Raw genomic sequence first — 15,878 nt, 5'->3', positions numbered from 1 at the left:
ATGATTCCCTGGGAAAAGATCGACACCGCGCAAATCCCCGGTTCCGACGGTGAGCTCCGCCTGATGCGGCGCGGCAAGGAGTTCTCCATCAAGCTCGGCAGCAACGAGCTGATGAACAGCCGCTTGTCGGGCTCGGAGGCCGCGCTTGCAACGCTGGCGGCAAAGCAGATCGAGAACGTCGCAAAGCCCGTCGTCCTCATCGGCGGCCTCGGCATGGGTTTTACGCTGCGCGCGGCGCTTGCCGTGCTCGGAGGCAAGGCGAGGATCGTGGTCTCCGAACTTGTGCCTGCGGTGGTGGCCTGGGCACGCGGCCCGATGGCGTCGGTCTTCGGCGACAGCCTCGACGATCCCAGGGTGAGCATCCGGGAGACCGACGTTGGCGAAATCATTCGGGCGCAGCGCTCCGCCTTCGACGCCATTCTCCTCGACGTCGACAACGGGCCGGAAGGGCTGACACGAAAGGATAACGACGCGCTCTACAATGCGGACGGTTTGATGGCGGCTAAGACGGCGCTGCGGCCAGGCGGCGTGCTCGCTGTCTGGTCGTCAGGGCCCAACCCGGCCTTCACCAAGCGCATTGCGAGCGCCGGCTTCGACGTCAACGAAATCAACGTCCGCGCCACCGGCAGAGGCGGCGGCGCGCGCCACGTGATCTGGATCGCGAGGAAGGGCTAGGCGGCTTGCGCCGCCGCGCCATGCGCGTGGTCGTCGATGGCGCCGATGATCTCGGGCCAGAAGCGCATCGGCAGCGCGTGGCCCATGCCTTCGATCATCAACAGCTTGGCGCCGAGAATTGACGCTGCCGTGTCCTTGCCGCCTTTGGGATGGACCAGGGGATCGACGGTGCCGTGAATGACGAGCGTCGGCGTCTTCACCCCATGCAGCCGTTCCTTGCGGCTGCCCGAGGCGAGCGCGGCGCGGAGCTGCCGGCCGACGCCGGCCGGATTGAGTCCGCGTGCGAACACGCGCTCGGCGCGTTCAGGGTCGAGCGCTTCCTCTTCCGGAAAAGACCCGCCGCGCAAGATCTTCCATGTCTGGCCGAAGCGGACCATAAATTCCTCCTTGCTGCGTGGCGGCGGCGCCATCAGCATTGCGGCGGCCTCGCGTGTCGGCGGCGGCACGCGCGGATTGCCCGTCGTCGACATGATCGAGGTCAGCGAGCGTACGCGCTCGGGGAATGATAGCGTCACCTCCTGGGCGATCATGCCGCCCATGGAGGCCCCGACCAGATGCGCCGACTTGATGCCGAGCGCATCCATCAGCCCGACCGTGTCCTTCGCCATGTCGATCAGCTTGTAGGTTGCGGCAACCGGAATCCTGAGGAAGCGTAGCTTCAGCAGCTCGAGCGGCGTCAGCCGCTTGCCGCCGGTCAGATGGCTCGACTTGCCTATGTCGCGGTTGTCGAAGCGGATCACGCGAAAGCCGCGCGCGGCAAGCTGCTCGCAGAATGCATCATCCCAATGGATCATCTGCGCCCCGAGCCCCATGATCAGCAGCAGCGGCTCGGCATTGTCGTTGCCGAAGATTTCGTAGCAGATGTCGATCCCGTTGGCGCGGACGGTCTGGGGCGGCTGATGGACGTTCACGGTCGCTATCCCTTGCTGCTGACCAATGCTGTATTGCACGGTTTCCCGCGGCAAAGAAGCCGTGTGGGCGGCACCGGACCGCTCGCCGGTTGACCGGCCCCTCGCAACGGTGTGGTATGGCCCAAAAGAAGGGCATCGAAGCTCTCGAGATCAGGAGGACGCCGATGACCGACAAGCTCAACGACCCTGTCGCCATGTGGCAGAAGATGATGGGCGAGATGGAGAAGGGGTTCAACTCCTTCGCCAACGAAGCCATGTCGTCGCCCGAATTCTCACAGGCGATGAACCGCGCGGGAGGAGTTGCTGCAGGTGCTCAGAAGCAGCTCGGTGAACTCATGGAGAAGTATCTCGTCGCAATGAACCTGGCGAGCCGGCAGCAGGTCATGGGCCTTGCGGAACGGCTCCAGTCCATCGAAGCCCAGATCGGCGAGATGAGGTCGATGCTGAGCCAGATGGCGGCAAATTCCGGAATCTCGCAAGGCGGCGCCGGCGCCCCACGGCCGCCGCGGACGAAGCGCCCGCCCTCTGAAAACGGAGAGCGGACATGAACGCGGCGACGGGACTTGATTTCGCATCTATCCCGGAGCGCATCCAGACCGAGGTGCAGCGCGCAATCCAGCGCAGCATTAAGGGCGTCGAATATTTCTCGACCTCCGGCCCCACGCTCGGATCGACACCGAAGGACGTGCTGCATTCGCGCGGCACGATGAGCCTCTATCACTACCGGCCAATGTCGGACGAGATCTACCGCGTGCCGGTGCTGATCGTGATGGCCACCACCAACCGTGGCTACATTCTCGACCTCGTCCCTGGCCAGAGCTTCATCGAGTTCCTCTTGAGGCGCGGCTACGACGTCTACATGCTCGATTGGAGCGCGCCGCGGCCGGAGGAGAAGAGCCTGCGGATGGAGGACTATGTCCTCGACTTCATTCCGGATTGCGTCCGCCGTGTGCAAGCCGATTCCGGCGAGCAGGACGTTTCCGTCATCGGCTATTGCTTCGGCGGCGTGCTGTCGCTGCTCTACGGCTCGATCCACAAGGACGGGCCGATGAAGAATCTGATCTGCTTCACTACGCCGATCGACTTCCGCGAGATGAAGCTGTTGTCGAACTTCTCCGATCGCCGCTATTTCGACGTCGACCATCTTGTCGATAGCGTCGGCAACGTGCCGCCGGAGATGATCCTGTCCTCGTTCGAGATGTTGCGCCCGGCCTCGCGCACGGTGAGCCAGATCCAACTTTGGGAGAACATCTGGAACGACGAGTTCGTCAAGTCTTACCGCATGTTCGACCGTTGGGCGACCGACACGCTGCCGCTGGCGGGTGAATATTTCCGCACCATCACCAAGGATCTGATGTGGGACAACAAGCTGTTCAATGACAGCATGTCGGTCGGCGGGCGCGCGGCGAAGCTGGAGAACATCAAGGTGCCGATCCTGCATGCGGTCGCCGAGCATGACCACATCGTGCCTTATGACGCGGCAAAGCACCTGATCGCAAAGATCGGCTCCGAGGACAAGGAAGAAGTGATGTTGAAGGGCGGCCACGTCTCCCTCGTGGCCGGTGCCAATGCGGTGAAGCGGCTGTGGCCGAAACTGGACTCCTGGCTGGGAAAGAGATCGACATGAATGAGCAGCGTTCCTATCCGCGTCACCTCAAGACCGATGCCGGTGATATCGAAATCCGCCTGATGTCGCCTAGAGACGAAGCCGCGGTGCTGGCCTTCGGCCAAGGTCTTCCGTCCCATGATCTGTTGTTCCTGCCGCGCAATATCAGCCAGCCGAAGGTGCTCTCCGCCTGGGTCAAGGAGATCGAGCGCGGCGCGATCACGAGCCTGCTCGCGGTGAGGGACGGCAAGGTCGTCGGCTGCGGCACGCTGGTGCGCGATCCGCATTCCTGGTCGCCTCATGTCGGTGAGATCCGCATGGTGGTCTCGTCCGACGTACGCGGGCAGGGTGTCGGGAAGGCGCTCTCGCAGGAGACCTTTGCACTTGCGCTCGGAGCTGGCCTGGAAAAGCTCTCGGTGCAGATGACGGTCGACCAACAGGCGGCGATTGCCTTGTTCGAAAGCCTCGGCTTCAAGGCCGAGGCTCTGCTGCGCGATCATGTCCGGGACGTCGATGGCAAGACCCACGACATCGTCGTGCTCGGGCACAATATCGCGCAGGTTCAGGCCCAGATGGAGGCCTATGGATTGCCAGGCGCGGTCCAGCATTAAGACGAAGATCGGGCCGAAACGGACCTAATTCGTTCGGGACGGCCGCTGACAAGAGCTCGCGGTGCCCTTTTGGGAGGCTGTTCACGATTCCGTGATACCGCAGTGCAATAAGGTTATTGCATCGCACAATAGTCCATGCCATATATGTCGTGCCCCGGGCCATGCGGACGGGGTGAGCCATAGCTCAGAGCAATGAGGATGGAGAGAACCCCATGACCACCGAAACCAACACCGCCTTCGAGGGCTTCAAGGACGCTTTCAAGAACATCCAGAATCTGGAAGTTCCTGAGGCCGCCCGCGAGTTCGTCAAGAAGACTGCCAACACCGCCAAAGACCGTGCTGCCGAAGCTTTCGCCGGCTCCGAGCGGGTGACCGCCGCCGTCGAGAACGCGGTGACAGAATCCGTCGCCGAGGCCGGCAAGATCAGCCGCAACATTCAGCAGGCGATCTATGAGGACGCCGAGGCGTTCTTCTCGGGCATCGACAAGCTCGCGTCCGCCAAGTCGATCAGCGAGGCCGTCGAGATCCAGTCGAGCCTGCTCCGCGCCCGCGGTGAAGTGTTCGTCTCGCGAGCCAAGGCGACTGCCGACTATTTCGGCAAGCTCGCCGCCAACGGTGCGAAGTCCGCTTAGGACAATTTCGCCAAGGTCTACAACAAGACCGCGTGATACGGCGCCTTGAGACGAGAAACTGATTTTGAGGCCCGCTTCGGCGGGCCTTTGTTTTTTTGCGCCACCGTCACTGCGAGCCACCGGGCCCGCGCAAAGCGCGGCCCCATGACCGGCTCAGCGAACCAAATCCAGAGTCTTTCCACGGAAGCAGACTGGATTGCTTCGCTTGGCTCGCAATGACGAGTACTGTGATGCAGTGATGACTCCACCCGCCACCTTCTCCTTCGACACCCCTGGTGACGCCAAACGTGCGGCCGAGCTGCGCCGCGTGAAAGCGCTCGCGACGTTGGTTCTGGCCGCGACGCTTGCGCTCTTCATCGTCGCGAAGATCCTGCTGAACGTGCATCCCGTGTTCGGCTTCGTCGCGGCCTTCGCGGAAGCCGCGACCATCGGCGGGCTCGCCGATTGGTATGCCGTGGTTGCGCTGTTCAAGCGGCCGCTCGGCCTGCCGATCCCGCATACCGCGATCATCCAGAGCAACCAGGCCCGCATCGCCGACAAGCTCGGCGAGTTCATCCAGGTGCATTTCCTCGAGGCGGGACCCGTCGAGGCCAAGCTGAAGGAAATCGATTTCGGCTCCTTCGTTGCCGACTGGCTGCGTGATCGCAAGCGCAGCGACGATCTTGCGCGCTTTGCGCTGCGTCTGCTGCCGGAGGCGTTCTCAGCGACGGAAAGCTCGGGCCTGATGACGTTCATCATCCGCCGCATGTCATCGCAGCTCCAGGCGATCGACCTTGCGCCGCTCGCGGCCGGCACGCTGCGCGGCTTCATAGCTGAGGGACGGCACCAGATTCTGTTCGACGATCTCCTGCGCGTGATGCACGAGACGCTAAATCAGAAGGAGACGATGGCGATGATCCGCGAGAAGGTGCGCGCGGAATTGCCGACCCTGCTCAGGCTCTACCGCGCCGACAAGTTTCTGGTGAACAAGATCGTCGCATCCGCCACCGCCTTCTTCAATGAAGTGCGCAGCGATCCCAAGCATCCGTTTCGCGGTGAATTCGACCGCATGGTGCTGACCTTCGTCGAGAGGCTCGGCACCGACCAGGCCTATATCGACCGTATCGCCGGGCTGAAGCGCGATCTGCTGGCGCGCCCCGAGCTTGCCCAACTCGCCCGCACCGTTTGGGCCAACACGCGCTCCTTCATCGAGCGCAGCGCCAGCGGCGAGACGCAGGTGCTCCAGCATCATCTCGCCGGCATGTTCGTTGCCGCAGGCGAAGCGCTCGCGGGCGATGCCGAGTTGCGCGGCGAGATCAACAAGGGCCTGGTGACCGTGCTGCGCAGCTTCGTCGCCGATCAGAAGGGCGGCGTCTCGACTTTCATCTCCGACCAAGTCAAGGCGTGGAATATGACGCAGTTGATTTCTCTGATCGAAATCAATATCGGGCGCGACTTGCAATACATCCGCTTCAACGGCTCGCTGATCGGCGGTCTCGCCGGACTTGTGCTCTACTCCGTCGAATTCCTGGTCCGATTGTTGTGACTTTTGCGTCACGGCCGTTAGCATTAACGCCTGAGCCTATTGTCGCCTTGCGCCTCTCCCGCTTGAATGTCGGGAACCGGCCCCCCTAGCTGATTCATGTTGCGCTGCGGAACGTTCAAGAGGCCGGCGTGTTGGAATCCATGCCCATTTTCCGGCAACGCGGCCGGGCTTTTCAGGAATTCTTCCCAGGGGAACATTGATGACCGCAACTGCCCAGACGCTGCGTCCGCCGTCCCGCTCTCTGATGTTGCTGGAGGGGCGCGCGATCCACGAGTTCGGCGCCTTCCTTGGCGCGCTGCCGCTCTTGAGCCTCGCGCCGCACGGCGATGGGCATCCGGTGCTGGTGCTGCCAGGCCTCGTCGCCTCCGATTCCTCCACGCGCGCGCTGCGCGCGTTTCTGATCAGCAAGGGCTATGCGGTGAGCGGCTGGGGCCAGGGTCGCAACTACGGCCTGCGTCCCGGCGTCCAGCAAGCGATGGTCGATCTGGTCCAGGAACTCAGCGACGCGCATGGCCGCAAGATCAGCCTGATCGGCTGGAGCCTCGGCGGCCTCTATGCACGCCAGCTCGCCAAGATGATGCCGGAGCGCGTGCGCCAGGTGATCACGCTCGGCAGCCCCTTTGCCGGCAATCCGCGTTCGACCAACGCCTGGCGCGTCTATGAATGGGCGAGCGGGCGCAAGGCCGACGAGGTCGATCCGCACTTCGGCGGCGAGCTCGCCGTCCCGCCGCCGGTGCCGACCACCGCCATCTTCAGCCGCACCGATGGTGTCTGCGCCTGGCAGGGCTGCATGGAGAAATCGGGAGCGCAGACCGAGAGCATCGAGGTCGAAAGCAGCCATTGCGGCATGGGACACCATCCCGCCGTGGTCTACGCGGTCGCCGATCGCCTCGCACAGACGGAAGGCCAGTGGCAGCCGTTCGACCGCAGCGGCTGGCGCAGCCTGGCCTATCCCGATCCGCATCGGTGATGCTTCGCCTCTGGCCGTAAGAACGAAACGGGAGAGGAGCAACGGCGTGGTTCCCTCCATTGTCGCGCCCGCTCCAAACGCGCTATGCCTTCCGCATGGCACATCCGTTGTCCCGCATCATCGACCAGCTCAAGCGCGAGCCGTCGCGCACGGGCTCCATCGTCATCACCGTATTCGGTGATGCCATCGTACCGCGCGGCGGTGTGGTGTGGCTCGGTACGCTGTTGGAATTCTTCGAAAGCCTCGACATCGACAGCGGCGTGGTGCGTACCGCGATGTCGCGCCTTGCAGCCGATGGCTGGCTGACGCGCGAAAAGGTTGGCCGCAACAGCTTCTATCGGCTGGCCGAAAAGGGACGCCAGACCTTCGAGGCCGCGACGCGCCACATCTACGATCCGCCGCCGTCCGACTGGACCGGGCGTTTCGAGCTGCTGCTGATCGGCAATGGCGAGGACCGCGACGCCTCGCGCGAGGCACTCCGCAATGCCGGTTTCGGCACTCCGCTGCCGGGCGTATGGGTTGCGCCATCGGGCGTACCGGTGCCCGACGAGGCGGTTGGCGCGATCCGTCTTGAAGTCTCGGCGGAGGATGACAGCGGCCGTCGCCTGCTCAGCGCGAGCTGGCCGCTGGACCGTACCGCGGACGCCTATGTGAAATTCATGAAGACGTTCGAGCCGCTCCGTGCCGCGATCGCGCGCGGCACGGATTTGTCCGAGACCGACGCCTTCACCGCGCGCATCCTCCTGATCCACTATTACCGCCGCGTCGTGCTGCGCGACCCGCTGTTGCCCGAAAGCCTGCTGCCGGCGGATTGGCCGGGCAGGGCAGCGCGTGCGCTTTGTGGCGAGATTTATCGCGCACTGCTGGCTCCGTCGGAACAGTGGCTCGACAGGCATGGAACCAACGAGAGGGGACCCTTGCCGGCGGCGCGGAAGCTTCTGGAACGGAGGTTCGGGGTCTGATATATGTTACAGAAATATCTTGCATGAACTAAATTTTGTTATACATTTCCTCCCAACAAATCGGGAGGATGCGCATGTACACCCAGGCGCTGAACACGGCCGAGACCGACGATCGCGGTCTTGAGGACGCAGCCAGGGCTGCACAATTCCAGGCCCGCATTGATGCCGAGGAGCGCATCGAGCCGAACGACTGGATGCCGGCGGCCTATCGCAAGACGCTCACCCGCCAGATCTCCCAACACGCCCATTCCGAGATCGTCGGCATGCTGCCGGAGGGCAATTGGATCACGCGCGCCCCGACGCTGCGCCGCAAGGCCGCGCTGCTCGCCAAGGTGCAGGACGAATGCGGCCACGGGCTCTATCTCTATGCCGCCGCCGAGACGTTAGGGACCTCGCGCGAAGAGCTGGTCGATGCCATGCTCGCCGGCAAGGCCAAATATTCCTCGATCTTCAATTATCCGACGCTGACCTGGGCCGACATCGGCACCATCGGCTGGCTGGTCGACGGCGCCGCGATCATGAACCAGATCCCGCTGTGCCGCTGCTCCTATGGCCCCTATGCGCGCGCGATGATCCGCGTCTGCAAGGAGGAGTCCTTTCACCAGCGCCAAGGCTACGAGATCATGTTGACGCTGTGCCGCGGCTCGGAGGAGCAGAAGGCGATGGCGCGGGATGCGTTGAACCGCTGGTGGTGGCCGGTGCTGATGATGTTCGGCCCGCCCGATGCCGCGAGCCAGCACAGCGACACCTCGACGAAGTGGAAGATCAAGCGCTTCTCCAATGACGAGCTGCGCCAGAAATTCGTCGATGCCACCGTGCCTCAGGCGCAATATCTCGGCCTCACCATTCCCGATCCCGCCATGACCCAGGATGCCGACGGGCACTGGCGCTACAGCGAGATCGACTGGACCGAATTCAAGCAGGTGCTCGCCGGCAACGGCCCCTGCAATCGCGATCGGCTCGCCGCGCGCCGCAAGGCGCACGAGGAGGGCGCCTGGGTGCGCGAGGCGGCGGCTAGCTATGCCGCCAAGCGCGCGCAGCGTCAGATCGCACAAGCCGCGGAATAGGAGATCACGATGGCCACGCCGAACACGCCGCTGTGGGAAGTGTTCATTCGCAGCCGCAACGGGCTCGCGCACAAGCATGTCGGCTCGCTGCATGCGAGCGACGCGACGATGGCGCTGCAGGCCGCTCGCGACATCTACACCCGCCGCGGCGAGGGCCTGTCGATCTGGGTCGTGCCGTCCACTGCGATCACCGCGAGCGATCCCGCCGACAAGGGCATGATGTTCGAGCCGGCGGAGTCGAAGATCTATCGGCACCCGACCTTTTATGAGGTGCCCGAAGAAGTGGGACATATGTGATGCCGGTCGCCAATATTCAGGTCTCTGAAACGCCGCTGGTGCTCTACGCGCTGCGCCGGGCCGACGATGCGCTAATTCTCGGCCACCGGTTGTCGGAATGGTGCGGGCATGCGCCGATGCTGGAAGAGGACATGGCGCTGTCCAACATCGCGCTCGATCTTATCGGGCAGGCGCGGGAGCTCTATGGCTATGCTGCCAGGATCGAGGGCGAGGACAACGACGAGGACAAGTTCGCTTATCTGCGCGACGTCAGGCAGTACCGCAATCTGCTGCTGGTCGAGCAGCCGAACGGAGACTTCGCTCAGACGCTGGTTCGGCAGTTCTTCTATTCCGCCTTCGCCGATTTCTATTGGCGCGCGATGATGACCTCGCGCGATACGACGCTTGCCGCCATTGCAGCCAAGTCGGAGAAAGAGAGCGCCTATCATCTGCGCCATGCCTCGGAGTGGATCATCCGGCTCGGTGACGGCACGGACGAAAGCCACGCCCGCGCGCAGGCCGCGATCGATCATCTCTGGGCCTTCACCGGTGAGATGTTTGCCGTCGACGAGGGCGAACGCGCCCTGATCGATGCCGACATTGCGGTTGATCCGGCGAGCTTGCGCGGTCGCTGGTTGACGACGTTGTCGGATATCGTCAGCGAGGCGACACTTGAGCTGCCGCAGAACGGCTGGATGCAGCAGGGTGGCCGTTCTGGCCGGCACAGCGAGCATCTCGGCCATCTCCTGTCCGAGCTGCAATCGATGCAGCGCACTTTTCCGGGGCTGACATGGTGACGGCGCTGGATCGCGACACTGACCTGCGCCGGCGCGCCTGGGATGCTGCGGCGAGCGTGGTCGATCCCGAGATTCCGGTGCTGACTATCGGCGATCTCGGCGTGCTCCGTGACGTCGTTCTGGACGGCGATCGCGTCGAGGTCGCGATCACGCCGACCTATTCGGGCTGCCCTGCCATGAACATGATCGCACTCGAAGTCGAGCTCGCGCTGGAACGCGCCGGCTTCCGTCGTCCGAACGTGCGTACGGTGCTGTCGCCGGCCTGGACCACGGATTGGATGAGCGGGGAGGGGCGCGCCAAGCTGCGCGCCTACGGCATCGCGCCGCCGCAGGCCTCAAGCTCGCGCCGCGCGCTATTCGGCGGACAGACCGTCGCGTGTCCGCAATGCGGTTCTGATAAGACCGAACTCTTGTCCGAATTCGGCTCGACCTCCTGCAAGGCGCTCTGGCGCTGCAAGGCCTGCCGCGAACCCTTCGACTATTTCAAGTGTCATTGAGCTGAACGAATGCCAACCCCATCGTCATTGCGAGGAGCTCTTGCGACGAAGCAATCCAGACTGCTTCCGCGGAGAGACTCTGGATTGCTTCGCTTCGCTTGCAATGACGTCGGAGAGACCGAACGAGGGGGCACGTAATGTCAGCAGCCGCACCGCGCTTCCATCGCCTGGCCGTCAACGACGTCCGTCGCGAGGCCTCGGACGCCATCTCGCTGACCTTCGCCATTCCCGGCGAACTCGCTAGCGATTACGCCTTCACGCCCGGCCAGTACCTGACGCTCCGCACGACGCTCGATGGCGAAGAGGTGCGCCGTTCCTATTCCATCTGTTCCGGCCCCCACGACGGCGAGATCCGCATTGCCGTGAAGAAGATCGACGGCGGCGCGTTTTCGAGCTGGGCGGCGGACGAGCTGAAATGCGGCGACGAACTCGACGTGATGACACCGACCGGACGCTTCGGCCTGGTCCCATCGGCGGAGAGCGGGCGCATCCATGTCGGCTTTGCCGCGGGCTCCGGCATCACGCCCATCCTCTCGATCGTGAAGGGCATACTCGCGCGTGAACCGCAGAGCCGCTTCTTCCTGTTCTACGGCAACCGCTCTACCGACAACATCATGTTTCTGGAAGCGCTGGAGGAGCTGAAGGATCGCTTCATCGACCGTCTTTCGATCTTCCACGTCATCTCCGGTGAGGAACAGGACATCGCGATCCTGCATGGCCGGCTCGACGGCGACAAGGTGAGGGTGCTCTTGCGTTCGCTGGTGCCGGCGGAAAGCGTCGACCATGTCTTCATCTGCGGTCCATCAGGCATGAGCGAGGACATCGAGGCGACCTGCCGCGATCTTGGGGTCGCGGAAGAGCGTATCCATGTGGAGCGCTTCGTCTCCGAATTCGGCGGCAAGCCGCGGCCGAAGAAGGCCGTTGCCCCCGACGCGCCACCGAAGGCGGTCGCGTCCCTCATCATCGACGGCAAACGCCGCGATGTGCCTGTTGCCGAGGACGAGGTGATCCTCGATGCCGCGCTCCGCGCCGGCGTCGATCTGCCCTTCGCCTGCAAGGGCGGCATGTGCTCGACCTGCCGCGCCAAGCTGGTCGAGGGCGAGGCGCCGATGGACATCAACTACTCGCTGGAACCCTGGGAGCTGAAGGCCGGCTTTATCCTGACCTGTCAGGCGAAGCCGTCGTCGGAGCGCGTCGTGGTCGATTACGACCATGTTTGACAGTTTTGGCCGAGCAGCAGAGCATGATGGATAAACACTTGCCCGGGAGAAGCGCGTGAACATCAAAGCTGCCCTGTCGTCCGAGGATATCGCCCGCGCCTGTGCTGACGCGATGTGGGCGGAGGACGATGCCTCCAAGGGGCTCGGCATGGAGATCGTCGACATCGGCCCGGGCTTCGCGACGGTGACGATGGTGGTGCGGCCGGACATGGTCAACGGCCAGCGCATCGCCCATGGCGGTTTCATCTTCACGCTCGCCGATTCTGCCTTCGCATTTGCCTGCAACTCGCACAATGAGCGCGTCGTCGCGGCGCAGGGCCAGATCACTTTCATCAGGCCGGGCAAGCTCGGCGATTGCCTGGTTGCGAAGGCTAGAGAGATCACCCGTGGCGGCCGCTCCGGCATCTACGACGTGCGTGTCACTGTCGGCGACACCGTCATCGCGGAGTTCCGCGGGCATTCGCGTGTCATTCCCGGCGCGTGGCTGCCGGCGCAGGATCAATAAGAAAGCAAAGAAAAGAACAACGAAGATGAGGGGAAACGAGGATGGCTCTGACGAGGCTCAAGGAAGGTGGCAACACTTATAGCGCGGAGATGGACGCGCAGGAGCGCGCCTCGCGTGACGAGATCATGGCACTGCAGAAGCAGCGGCTGGCCTGGTCGCTGAAGCACGCCTATGACAACGTCGCGCATTACCGCAACGCCTTCGACAAGGCCGGCGTGCATCCGTCCGACTTTCGCGAGCTTGCGGATCTCGCAAAATTCCCCTTCACCGTGAAGACCGATCTCCGCGACAATTATCCTTTTAACATGTTCGCCGTGCCGCGCGAAAAGCTGGTGCGGGTGCATGCCTCCTCAGGCACCACGGGCAAGCCGATCGTAGTCGGCTATACCCAACGCGACATAGACACCTGGTCGGACGTGATGGCGCGCTCGATCCGCGCCGCCGGTGGCCGGACTGGCATGATCATCCACAATGGCTATGGTTATGGTCTTTTCACCGGCGGACTCGGCGTCCACTACGGCGCCGAGAAGCTCGGCTGCACCGTGGTGCCGATCTCCGGCGGCATGACTGAACGGCAGGTGCAGCTCATCAACGATTTCCGGCCCGACATCATCACGGTGACGCCGAGCTACATGCTGGCGATCCTCGACGAGTTCAAGCGGCAGAAGCTCGATCCGCGCCAGTGCTCGCTCAAGATCGGCATCTTCGGCGCCGAGCCTTGGACCAACGCCATGCGCGGCGAGATCGAGGACGCCTTCGACATGGATGCGACCGACATCTATGGTCTCTCCGAGGTGATCGGTCCCGGAGTCGCGCAGGAATGCATCGAGACGAAGGATGGGCTCCATATCTGGGAGGACCATTTCTATCCCGAGGTGATCGACCCCAAGACCGGCGCGGTGCTGCCCGACGGCGAGAAGGGCGAGCTGGTCTTCACCTCCCTCACCAAGGAAGCGTTCCCGGTGATCCGCTATCGCACCCGCGACCTGACGCGGCTATTGCCGGGTACGGCGCGGCCGGGCATGCGGCGCATGGAGAAAGTGACGGGGCGCTCGGATGACATGATCATCCTGCGCGGGGTCAATCTGTTCCCGACCCAGATCGAGGAGGTGCTGCTCGCCACCGACTGGTGCGGCGGCCACTTCATCCTGGAACTCACCCGCGAAGGCCGCATGGACGAGCTCACCATCATCGCCGAAGCGCGTCCCGAAAGCTGGGACGGTCGCGGGCTTGTCGATCACGCCGACAGGGTATCGACCCAAATCAAGAATACGATCGGGATCAGCTCCAAGGTTCAGGTGGTCGCACCGGCCACGCTGGAGCGCTCGCTCGGCAAGGCCAAGCGGCTCTACGACAAGCGGCCGAAGGATTGACTTGATCGTCTCCAAAGGCGACAAGCCCCGCAAGAAATCACGGGTCTTTCGATGTCGCCAGCCGATGCCAAAACCGTTGAAGCGCGCTGCGTCCGCCTCAATGCCAAGGCCGAGAACGCCGCGGCGCTTGCGCCGGTGGTCGAGCCTCAGACGCTCACGCGTGGTCTGAACGATCTCCTGATCGAGGTGAAGGCTGCCGCAGTCAATCCCTCGGATGTGAAGGCCGCAACGGGCCTGATGCCTTATGCCGTCTTCCCGCGGACGCCCGGCCGTGACTACGCTGGTGTGGTGATCGATGGGCCGGCCGGCACGATCGGCCGTGAGGTGTTCGGCTCGTCCGGCGATCTCGGCATCCGCCGCGACGGCACCCACGCAACCCATCTCGTCGTCGAAGCCGATGCCGTGGTGGAGAAGCCGAAGACGTTGTCCTGGGAGGAAGCCGCCGGCATCGGCGTGCCCTTCGTCACGGCCATGGAAGGCTTTCGCCGCGCCGGCGTGCCGAAGAGCGGCGAGACCGTGTTGGTGTTCGGCGTCAATGGCAAGGTCGGCCAGGCTGCTGTGCAGATCGCGACCTGGCAGGGCGCACGCGTGATCGGCGTGGTGCGCAAGGCAGAAGCCTATGAAGGCCACACCAACGCGCTGGTCGAGGTGATCGATGCCTCCATGAGCGATGTCGCCACGCGCGTGCGCGATTTGACCGGCGGCAAAGGCACAGACGTCGTCTTCAACACGGTCGGCGATCCCTATTTCCAGGCGGCGCACAAGTCGCTTGCCTTGCGCGGCCGCCAGATCCTGATCGCCGCGATCGACCGCATCGTGCAATTCAACATTCTCGAATTCTACCGGGGGCAGCATACATATGTGGGCATCGACACGCTTGGCCTGTCGTCGTCGGCGACCGGCGCGGTGCTGCGCGATCTCGGCGCGGGCTTTGCGAGTGGCCACCTAAAGCCGTTCCCGATCAAGGCGAATGCCGTCTACCCGCTGGAGCGCGCCAAGGACGCTTATGTCGCGGTTGCGGGTTCGTCTCGCGACAGGGTAATCCTGCGGCCATGAAAACGCGTCATTGCGAGCGTAGCGAAGCAATCCAGGGTCTTTCAAGGGCGGCAGTCTGGATTGCTTCGCTGCGCTCGCAATGACGGCGAATGGCGAGAGACCTGAGAACTACCGATGGAACCTGCACAACTCGTCATCCTCGCCGGTCTCGTCATCGGCCTGATCTATGGCGCTGTCGGTCTGCTCAGCGGCTTCTGTCTGATGAGCAGCATGCGCGGTTTTCTGGCGGGGGGCGACGGGCGGCTGGTGCGCACTTATGCGCTGGCGATTGCGGTTGCGATCGCCGCCAGCCAGTTGCTGGCGGGCAGCGGCACGGTCGATCTCGGCAAGTCGATCTATCTGCAACAAACCTTCTCTGCGCCGTCGCTGTTCCTCGGCGGCTTGCTGTTTGGCTACGGCATGGTGCTGTCAAATGGCTGTGGCTCGCGCGCGCTGGTGCTGCTCGGCCGCGGCAATCTGCGCTCCTTCGTCGTCGTGATCGTGCTTGCGATTGCCGCGCAGATGACGCTCAAGGGCCTGATTGCGCCGGCCCGCATTGCGCTGGTTCAGGCGTCGCAAGCTACCGTCAACGCGAATTCGCTGCCGTCGCTGCTGGCCGCGCTTGGTGCCGCTGAACCGGTTTCGCGCGCGCTCGCTGCTGCCGCTGTCGTCGTCGCGCTGATCCTGTTTGCCTTCGCGCAGCCGGCGTTCCGGCGCTCGCCGGGCCAGATCGCGGCCGGCGTCATCGTTGGACTTCTCGTTGCCAGTGGCTGGTTCGCCACCGGCTCTCTCGGCGCCGACGATTTCAATCCGGTGCCGGTGACTTCGCTCACCTTCATCGCGCCGATCGCCGATAGCCTGCAATACGCCATGCTCTCGACCGGCCTGACACTCAATTTCGGAATCGCGACCGTCGCCGGCGTCTTCGCCGGTAGCCTGGTCACGGCGCTCGCGACGGGTCGTTTTCATGTCGAAGGCTATTCCTCGCCCCGCCACATGCTGCGTTCAGCCGGCGGCGCCGCGCTGATGGGAATCGGCGGCGTGATGGCGTTCGGTTGCTCGATCGGGCAGGGGCTCACCGGAATGTCCACACTGGCGCTGGGCTCGTTCGTCGCTGTTGCCGGCATCCTGCTCGGCACGGCGGCGGGACTGCGCGGTGCACTGCGCGTTCAGCCTCTCAAGACGGCAGCCGGGGCCGGCTCACCGGCCCCTTGAG

At 63.8% G+C, this 15,878-nt stretch carries 18 protein-coding genes; 17 read left to right on the top strand and 1 reads right to left on the bottom strand.

Going from position 1 to position 15,878, the window contains the following annotated elements; genetic code table 11:
• Window positions 1-675 carry a spermidine synthase gene (locus IVB01_RS24835; RefSeq protein WP_247279830.1) on the top strand — a complete coding sequence of 225 codons (675 nt, stop codon included), beginning with the start codon at window positions 1-3 and terminating at the stop codon, window positions 673-675.
• On the opposite strand, the gene IVB01_RS24830 is transcribed toward IVB01_RS24835, so the two are convergent.
• Window positions 672-1,586, bottom strand: a complete 915-nt coding sequence (locus IVB01_RS24830; protein WP_247494939.1) for an alpha/beta hydrolase — start codon at window positions 1,584-1,586, stop codon at window positions 672-674. The two genes, IVB01_RS24835 and IVB01_RS24830, sit on opposite strands and share 4 nt — an antisense overlap.
• 164 nt (window positions 1,587-1,750) lie before the next feature.
• Here IVB01_RS24830 and IVB01_RS24825 point away from each other — a divergent pair, with 164 nt between their 5' ends.
• The 16 genes from IVB01_RS24825 to IVB01_RS24750 all read left to right on the top strand — a co-directional run bounded on the left by IVB01_RS24825 (window position 1,751) and on the right by IVB01_RS24750 (window position 15,877).
• Window positions 1,751-2,134, top strand: a complete 384-nt coding sequence (locus tag IVB01_RS24825) for a hypothetical protein (RefSeq protein ID WP_247279828.1) — start codon at window positions 1,751-1,753, stop codon at window positions 2,132-2,134.
• Window positions 2,131-3,213, top strand: a complete 1,083-nt coding sequence (locus IVB01_RS24820; RefSeq protein WP_247279827.1) for an alpha/beta fold hydrolase — start codon at window positions 2,131-2,133, stop codon at window positions 3,211-3,213. Before IVB01_RS24825 ends, IVB01_RS24820 begins: the two co-directional genes overlap by 4 nt.
• Window positions 3,210-3,803 (top strand): GNAT family N-acetyltransferase, encoded by a 594-nt coding sequence (locus IVB01_RS24815; protein ID WP_247279826.1) that lies wholly within the window; start codon window positions 3,210-3,212, stop codon window positions 3,801-3,803. The genes IVB01_RS24820 and IVB01_RS24815 overlap by 4 nt, the downstream gene beginning before the upstream one ends.
• Window positions 3,804-4,015: 212 nt before the next feature.
• The gene (locus tag IVB01_RS24810; protein ID WP_247494938.1) at window positions 4,016-4,435 is read left to right on the top strand and encodes a phasin; all 420 of its coding nucleotides are present in this window, start codon (window positions 4,016-4,018) and stop codon (window positions 4,433-4,435) included.
• Between the two features lie 238 nt (window positions 4,436-4,673).
• Window positions 4,674-5,960 carry a DUF445 domain-containing protein gene (locus tag IVB01_RS24805; RefSeq protein WP_247494937.1) on the top strand — a complete coding sequence of 429 codons (1,287 nt, stop codon included), beginning with the start codon at window positions 4,674-4,676 and terminating at the stop codon, window positions 5,958-5,960.
• A gap of 199 nt (window positions 5,961-6,159) precedes the next feature.
• On the top strand, window positions 6,160-6,930 hold the full coding sequence (locus IVB01_RS24800; protein WP_247279824.1) for an alpha/beta hydrolase: 771 nt from the start codon (window positions 6,160-6,162) through the stop codon (window positions 6,928-6,930).
• A gap of 95 nt (window positions 6,931-7,025) precedes the next feature.
• Window positions 7,026-7,892, top strand: a complete 867-nt coding sequence (paaX, locus tag IVB01_RS24795; protein WP_247279823.1) for a phenylacetic acid degradation operon negative regulatory protein PaaX — start codon at window positions 7,026-7,028, stop codon at window positions 7,890-7,892.
• A gap of 74 nt (window positions 7,893-7,966) precedes the next feature.
• Window positions 7,967-8,959: a 1,2-phenylacetyl-CoA epoxidase subunit PaaA gene (gene paaA, locus IVB01_RS24790; protein WP_247494936.1), complete on the top strand. Its 993-nt coding sequence runs from the start codon at window positions 7,967-7,969 to the stop codon at window positions 8,957-8,959.
• 9 nt (window positions 8,960-8,968) lie between these two features.
• Complete coding sequence (paaB, locus tag IVB01_RS24785; protein WP_106942621.1) at window positions 8,969-9,256, top strand: 1,2-phenylacetyl-CoA epoxidase subunit PaaB; 288 nt, start codon at window positions 8,969-8,971, stop codon at window positions 9,254-9,256.
• Window positions 9,256-10,032 carry a 1,2-phenylacetyl-CoA epoxidase subunit PaaC gene (gene paaC, locus IVB01_RS24780; RefSeq protein WP_247279821.1) on the top strand — a complete coding sequence of 259 codons (777 nt, stop codon included), beginning with the start codon at window positions 9,256-9,258 and terminating at the stop codon, window positions 10,030-10,032. Before paaB ends, paaC begins: the two co-directional genes overlap by 1 nt.
• A complete protein-coding gene (paaD, locus tag IVB01_RS24775) occupies window positions 10,026-10,529 on the top strand; it encodes a 1,2-phenylacetyl-CoA epoxidase subunit PaaD (RefSeq protein ID WP_247279820.1) in 504 nt (167 codons plus the stop codon). Before paaC ends, paaD begins: the two co-directional genes overlap by 7 nt.
• A gap of 137 nt (window positions 10,530-10,666) precedes the next feature.
• Window positions 10,667-11,749 (top strand): 1,2-phenylacetyl-CoA epoxidase subunit PaaE, encoded by a 1,083-nt coding sequence (paaE, locus tag IVB01_RS24770; RefSeq protein WP_247279819.1) that lies wholly within the window; start codon window positions 10,667-10,669, stop codon window positions 11,747-11,749.
• Between the two features lie 55 nt (window positions 11,750-11,804).
• On the top strand, window positions 11,805-12,254 hold the full coding sequence (gene paaI / locus IVB01_RS24765; RefSeq protein WP_247279818.1) for a hydroxyphenylacetyl-CoA thioesterase PaaI: 450 nt from the start codon (window positions 11,805-11,807) through the stop codon (window positions 12,252-12,254).
• Window positions 12,255-12,295: 41 nt separating this feature from the next.
• Entirely contained in the window at window positions 12,296-13,627 is a 1,332-nt protein-coding gene (gene paaK, locus IVB01_RS24760) for a phenylacetate--CoA ligase PaaK (protein WP_247279817.1), read from the top strand.
• 51 nt (window positions 13,628-13,678) lie between these two features.
• Window positions 13,679-14,683 (top strand): zinc-binding alcohol dehydrogenase family protein, encoded by a 1,005-nt coding sequence (locus IVB01_RS24755; RefSeq protein ID WP_247279816.1) that lies wholly within the window; start codon window positions 13,679-13,681, stop codon window positions 14,681-14,683.
• A gap of 114 nt (window positions 14,684-14,797) precedes the next feature.
• Complete coding sequence (locus IVB01_RS24750; RefSeq protein WP_247279815.1) at window positions 14,798-15,877, top strand: YeeE/YedE family protein; 1,080 nt, start codon at window positions 14,798-14,800, stop codon at window positions 15,875-15,877.
• Window position 15,878 lies beyond the last annotated feature (1 nt).

The sequence above is a fragment of the Bradyrhizobium sp. 164 genome, from assembly GCF_023073715.1.
GTDB lineage: Bacteria > Pseudomonadota > Alphaproteobacteria > Rhizobiales > Xanthobacteraceae > Bradyrhizobium.
This window is presented reverse-complemented; position numbering and strand designations above follow the sequence as displayed.

What these genes read in the sequence shown, in the direction of transcription:
- IVB01_RS24835 (WP_247279830.1), top strand. Translation starts at nt 1, where the DNA reads ATGATTCCCTGGGAAAAGATCGACACCGCGCAAATCCCCGGTTCCGAC.
- paaE (WP_247279819.1), top strand. Translation starts at nt 10,667, where the DNA reads ATGTCAGCAGCCGCACCGCGCTTCCATCGCCTGGCCGTCAACGACGTC.
- IVB01_RS24815 (WP_247279826.1), top strand. Translation starts at nt 3,210, where the DNA reads ATGAATGAGCAGCGTTCCTATCCGCGTCACCTCAAGACCGATGCCGGT.
- paaB (WP_106942621.1), top strand. Translation starts at nt 8,969, where the DNA reads ATGGCCACGCCGAACACGCCGCTGTGGGAAGTGTTCATTCGCAGCCGC.
- paaD (WP_247279820.1), top strand. Translation starts at nt 10,026, where the DNA reads ATGGTGACGGCGCTGGATCGCGACACTGACCTGCGCCGGCGCGCCTGG.
- IVB01_RS24805 (WP_247494937.1), top strand. Translation starts at nt 4,674, where the DNA reads ATGACTCCACCCGCCACCTTCTCCTTCGACACCCCTGGTGACGCCAAA.
- paaX (WP_247279823.1), top strand. Translation starts at nt 7,026, where the DNA reads ATGGCACATCCGTTGTCCCGCATCATCGACCAGCTCAAGCGCGAGCCG.
- IVB01_RS24800 (WP_247279824.1), top strand. Translation starts at nt 6,160, where the DNA reads ATGACCGCAACTGCCCAGACGCTGCGTCCGCCGTCCCGCTCTCTGATG.
- IVB01_RS24820 (WP_247279827.1), top strand. Translation starts at nt 2,131, where the DNA reads ATGAACGCGGCGACGGGACTTGATTTCGCATCTATCCCGGAGCGCATC.
- paaA (WP_247494936.1), top strand. Translation starts at nt 7,967, where the DNA reads ATGTACACCCAGGCGCTGAACACGGCCGAGACCGACGATCGCGGTCTT.
- paaK (WP_247279817.1), top strand. Translation starts at nt 12,296, where the DNA reads ATGGCTCTGACGAGGCTCAAGGAAGGTGGCAACACTTATAGCGCGGAG.
- paaC (WP_247279821.1), top strand. Translation starts at nt 9,256, where the DNA reads ATGCCGGTCGCCAATATTCAGGTCTCTGAAACGCCGCTGGTGCTCTAC.
- IVB01_RS24825 (WP_247279828.1), top strand. Translation starts at nt 1,751, where the DNA reads ATGACCGACAAGCTCAACGACCCTGTCGCCATGTGGCAGAAGATGATG.
- IVB01_RS24810 (WP_247494938.1), top strand. Translation starts at nt 4,016, where the DNA reads ATGACCACCGAAACCAACACCGCCTTCGAGGGCTTCAAGGACGCTTTC.
- IVB01_RS24750 (WP_247279815.1), top strand. Translation starts at nt 14,798, where the DNA reads ATGGAACCTGCACAACTCGTCATCCTCGCCGGTCTCGTCATCGGCCTG.
- IVB01_RS24755 (WP_247279816.1), top strand. Translation starts at nt 13,679, where the DNA reads ATGTCGCCAGCCGATGCCAAAACCGTTGAAGCGCGCTGCGTCCGCCTC.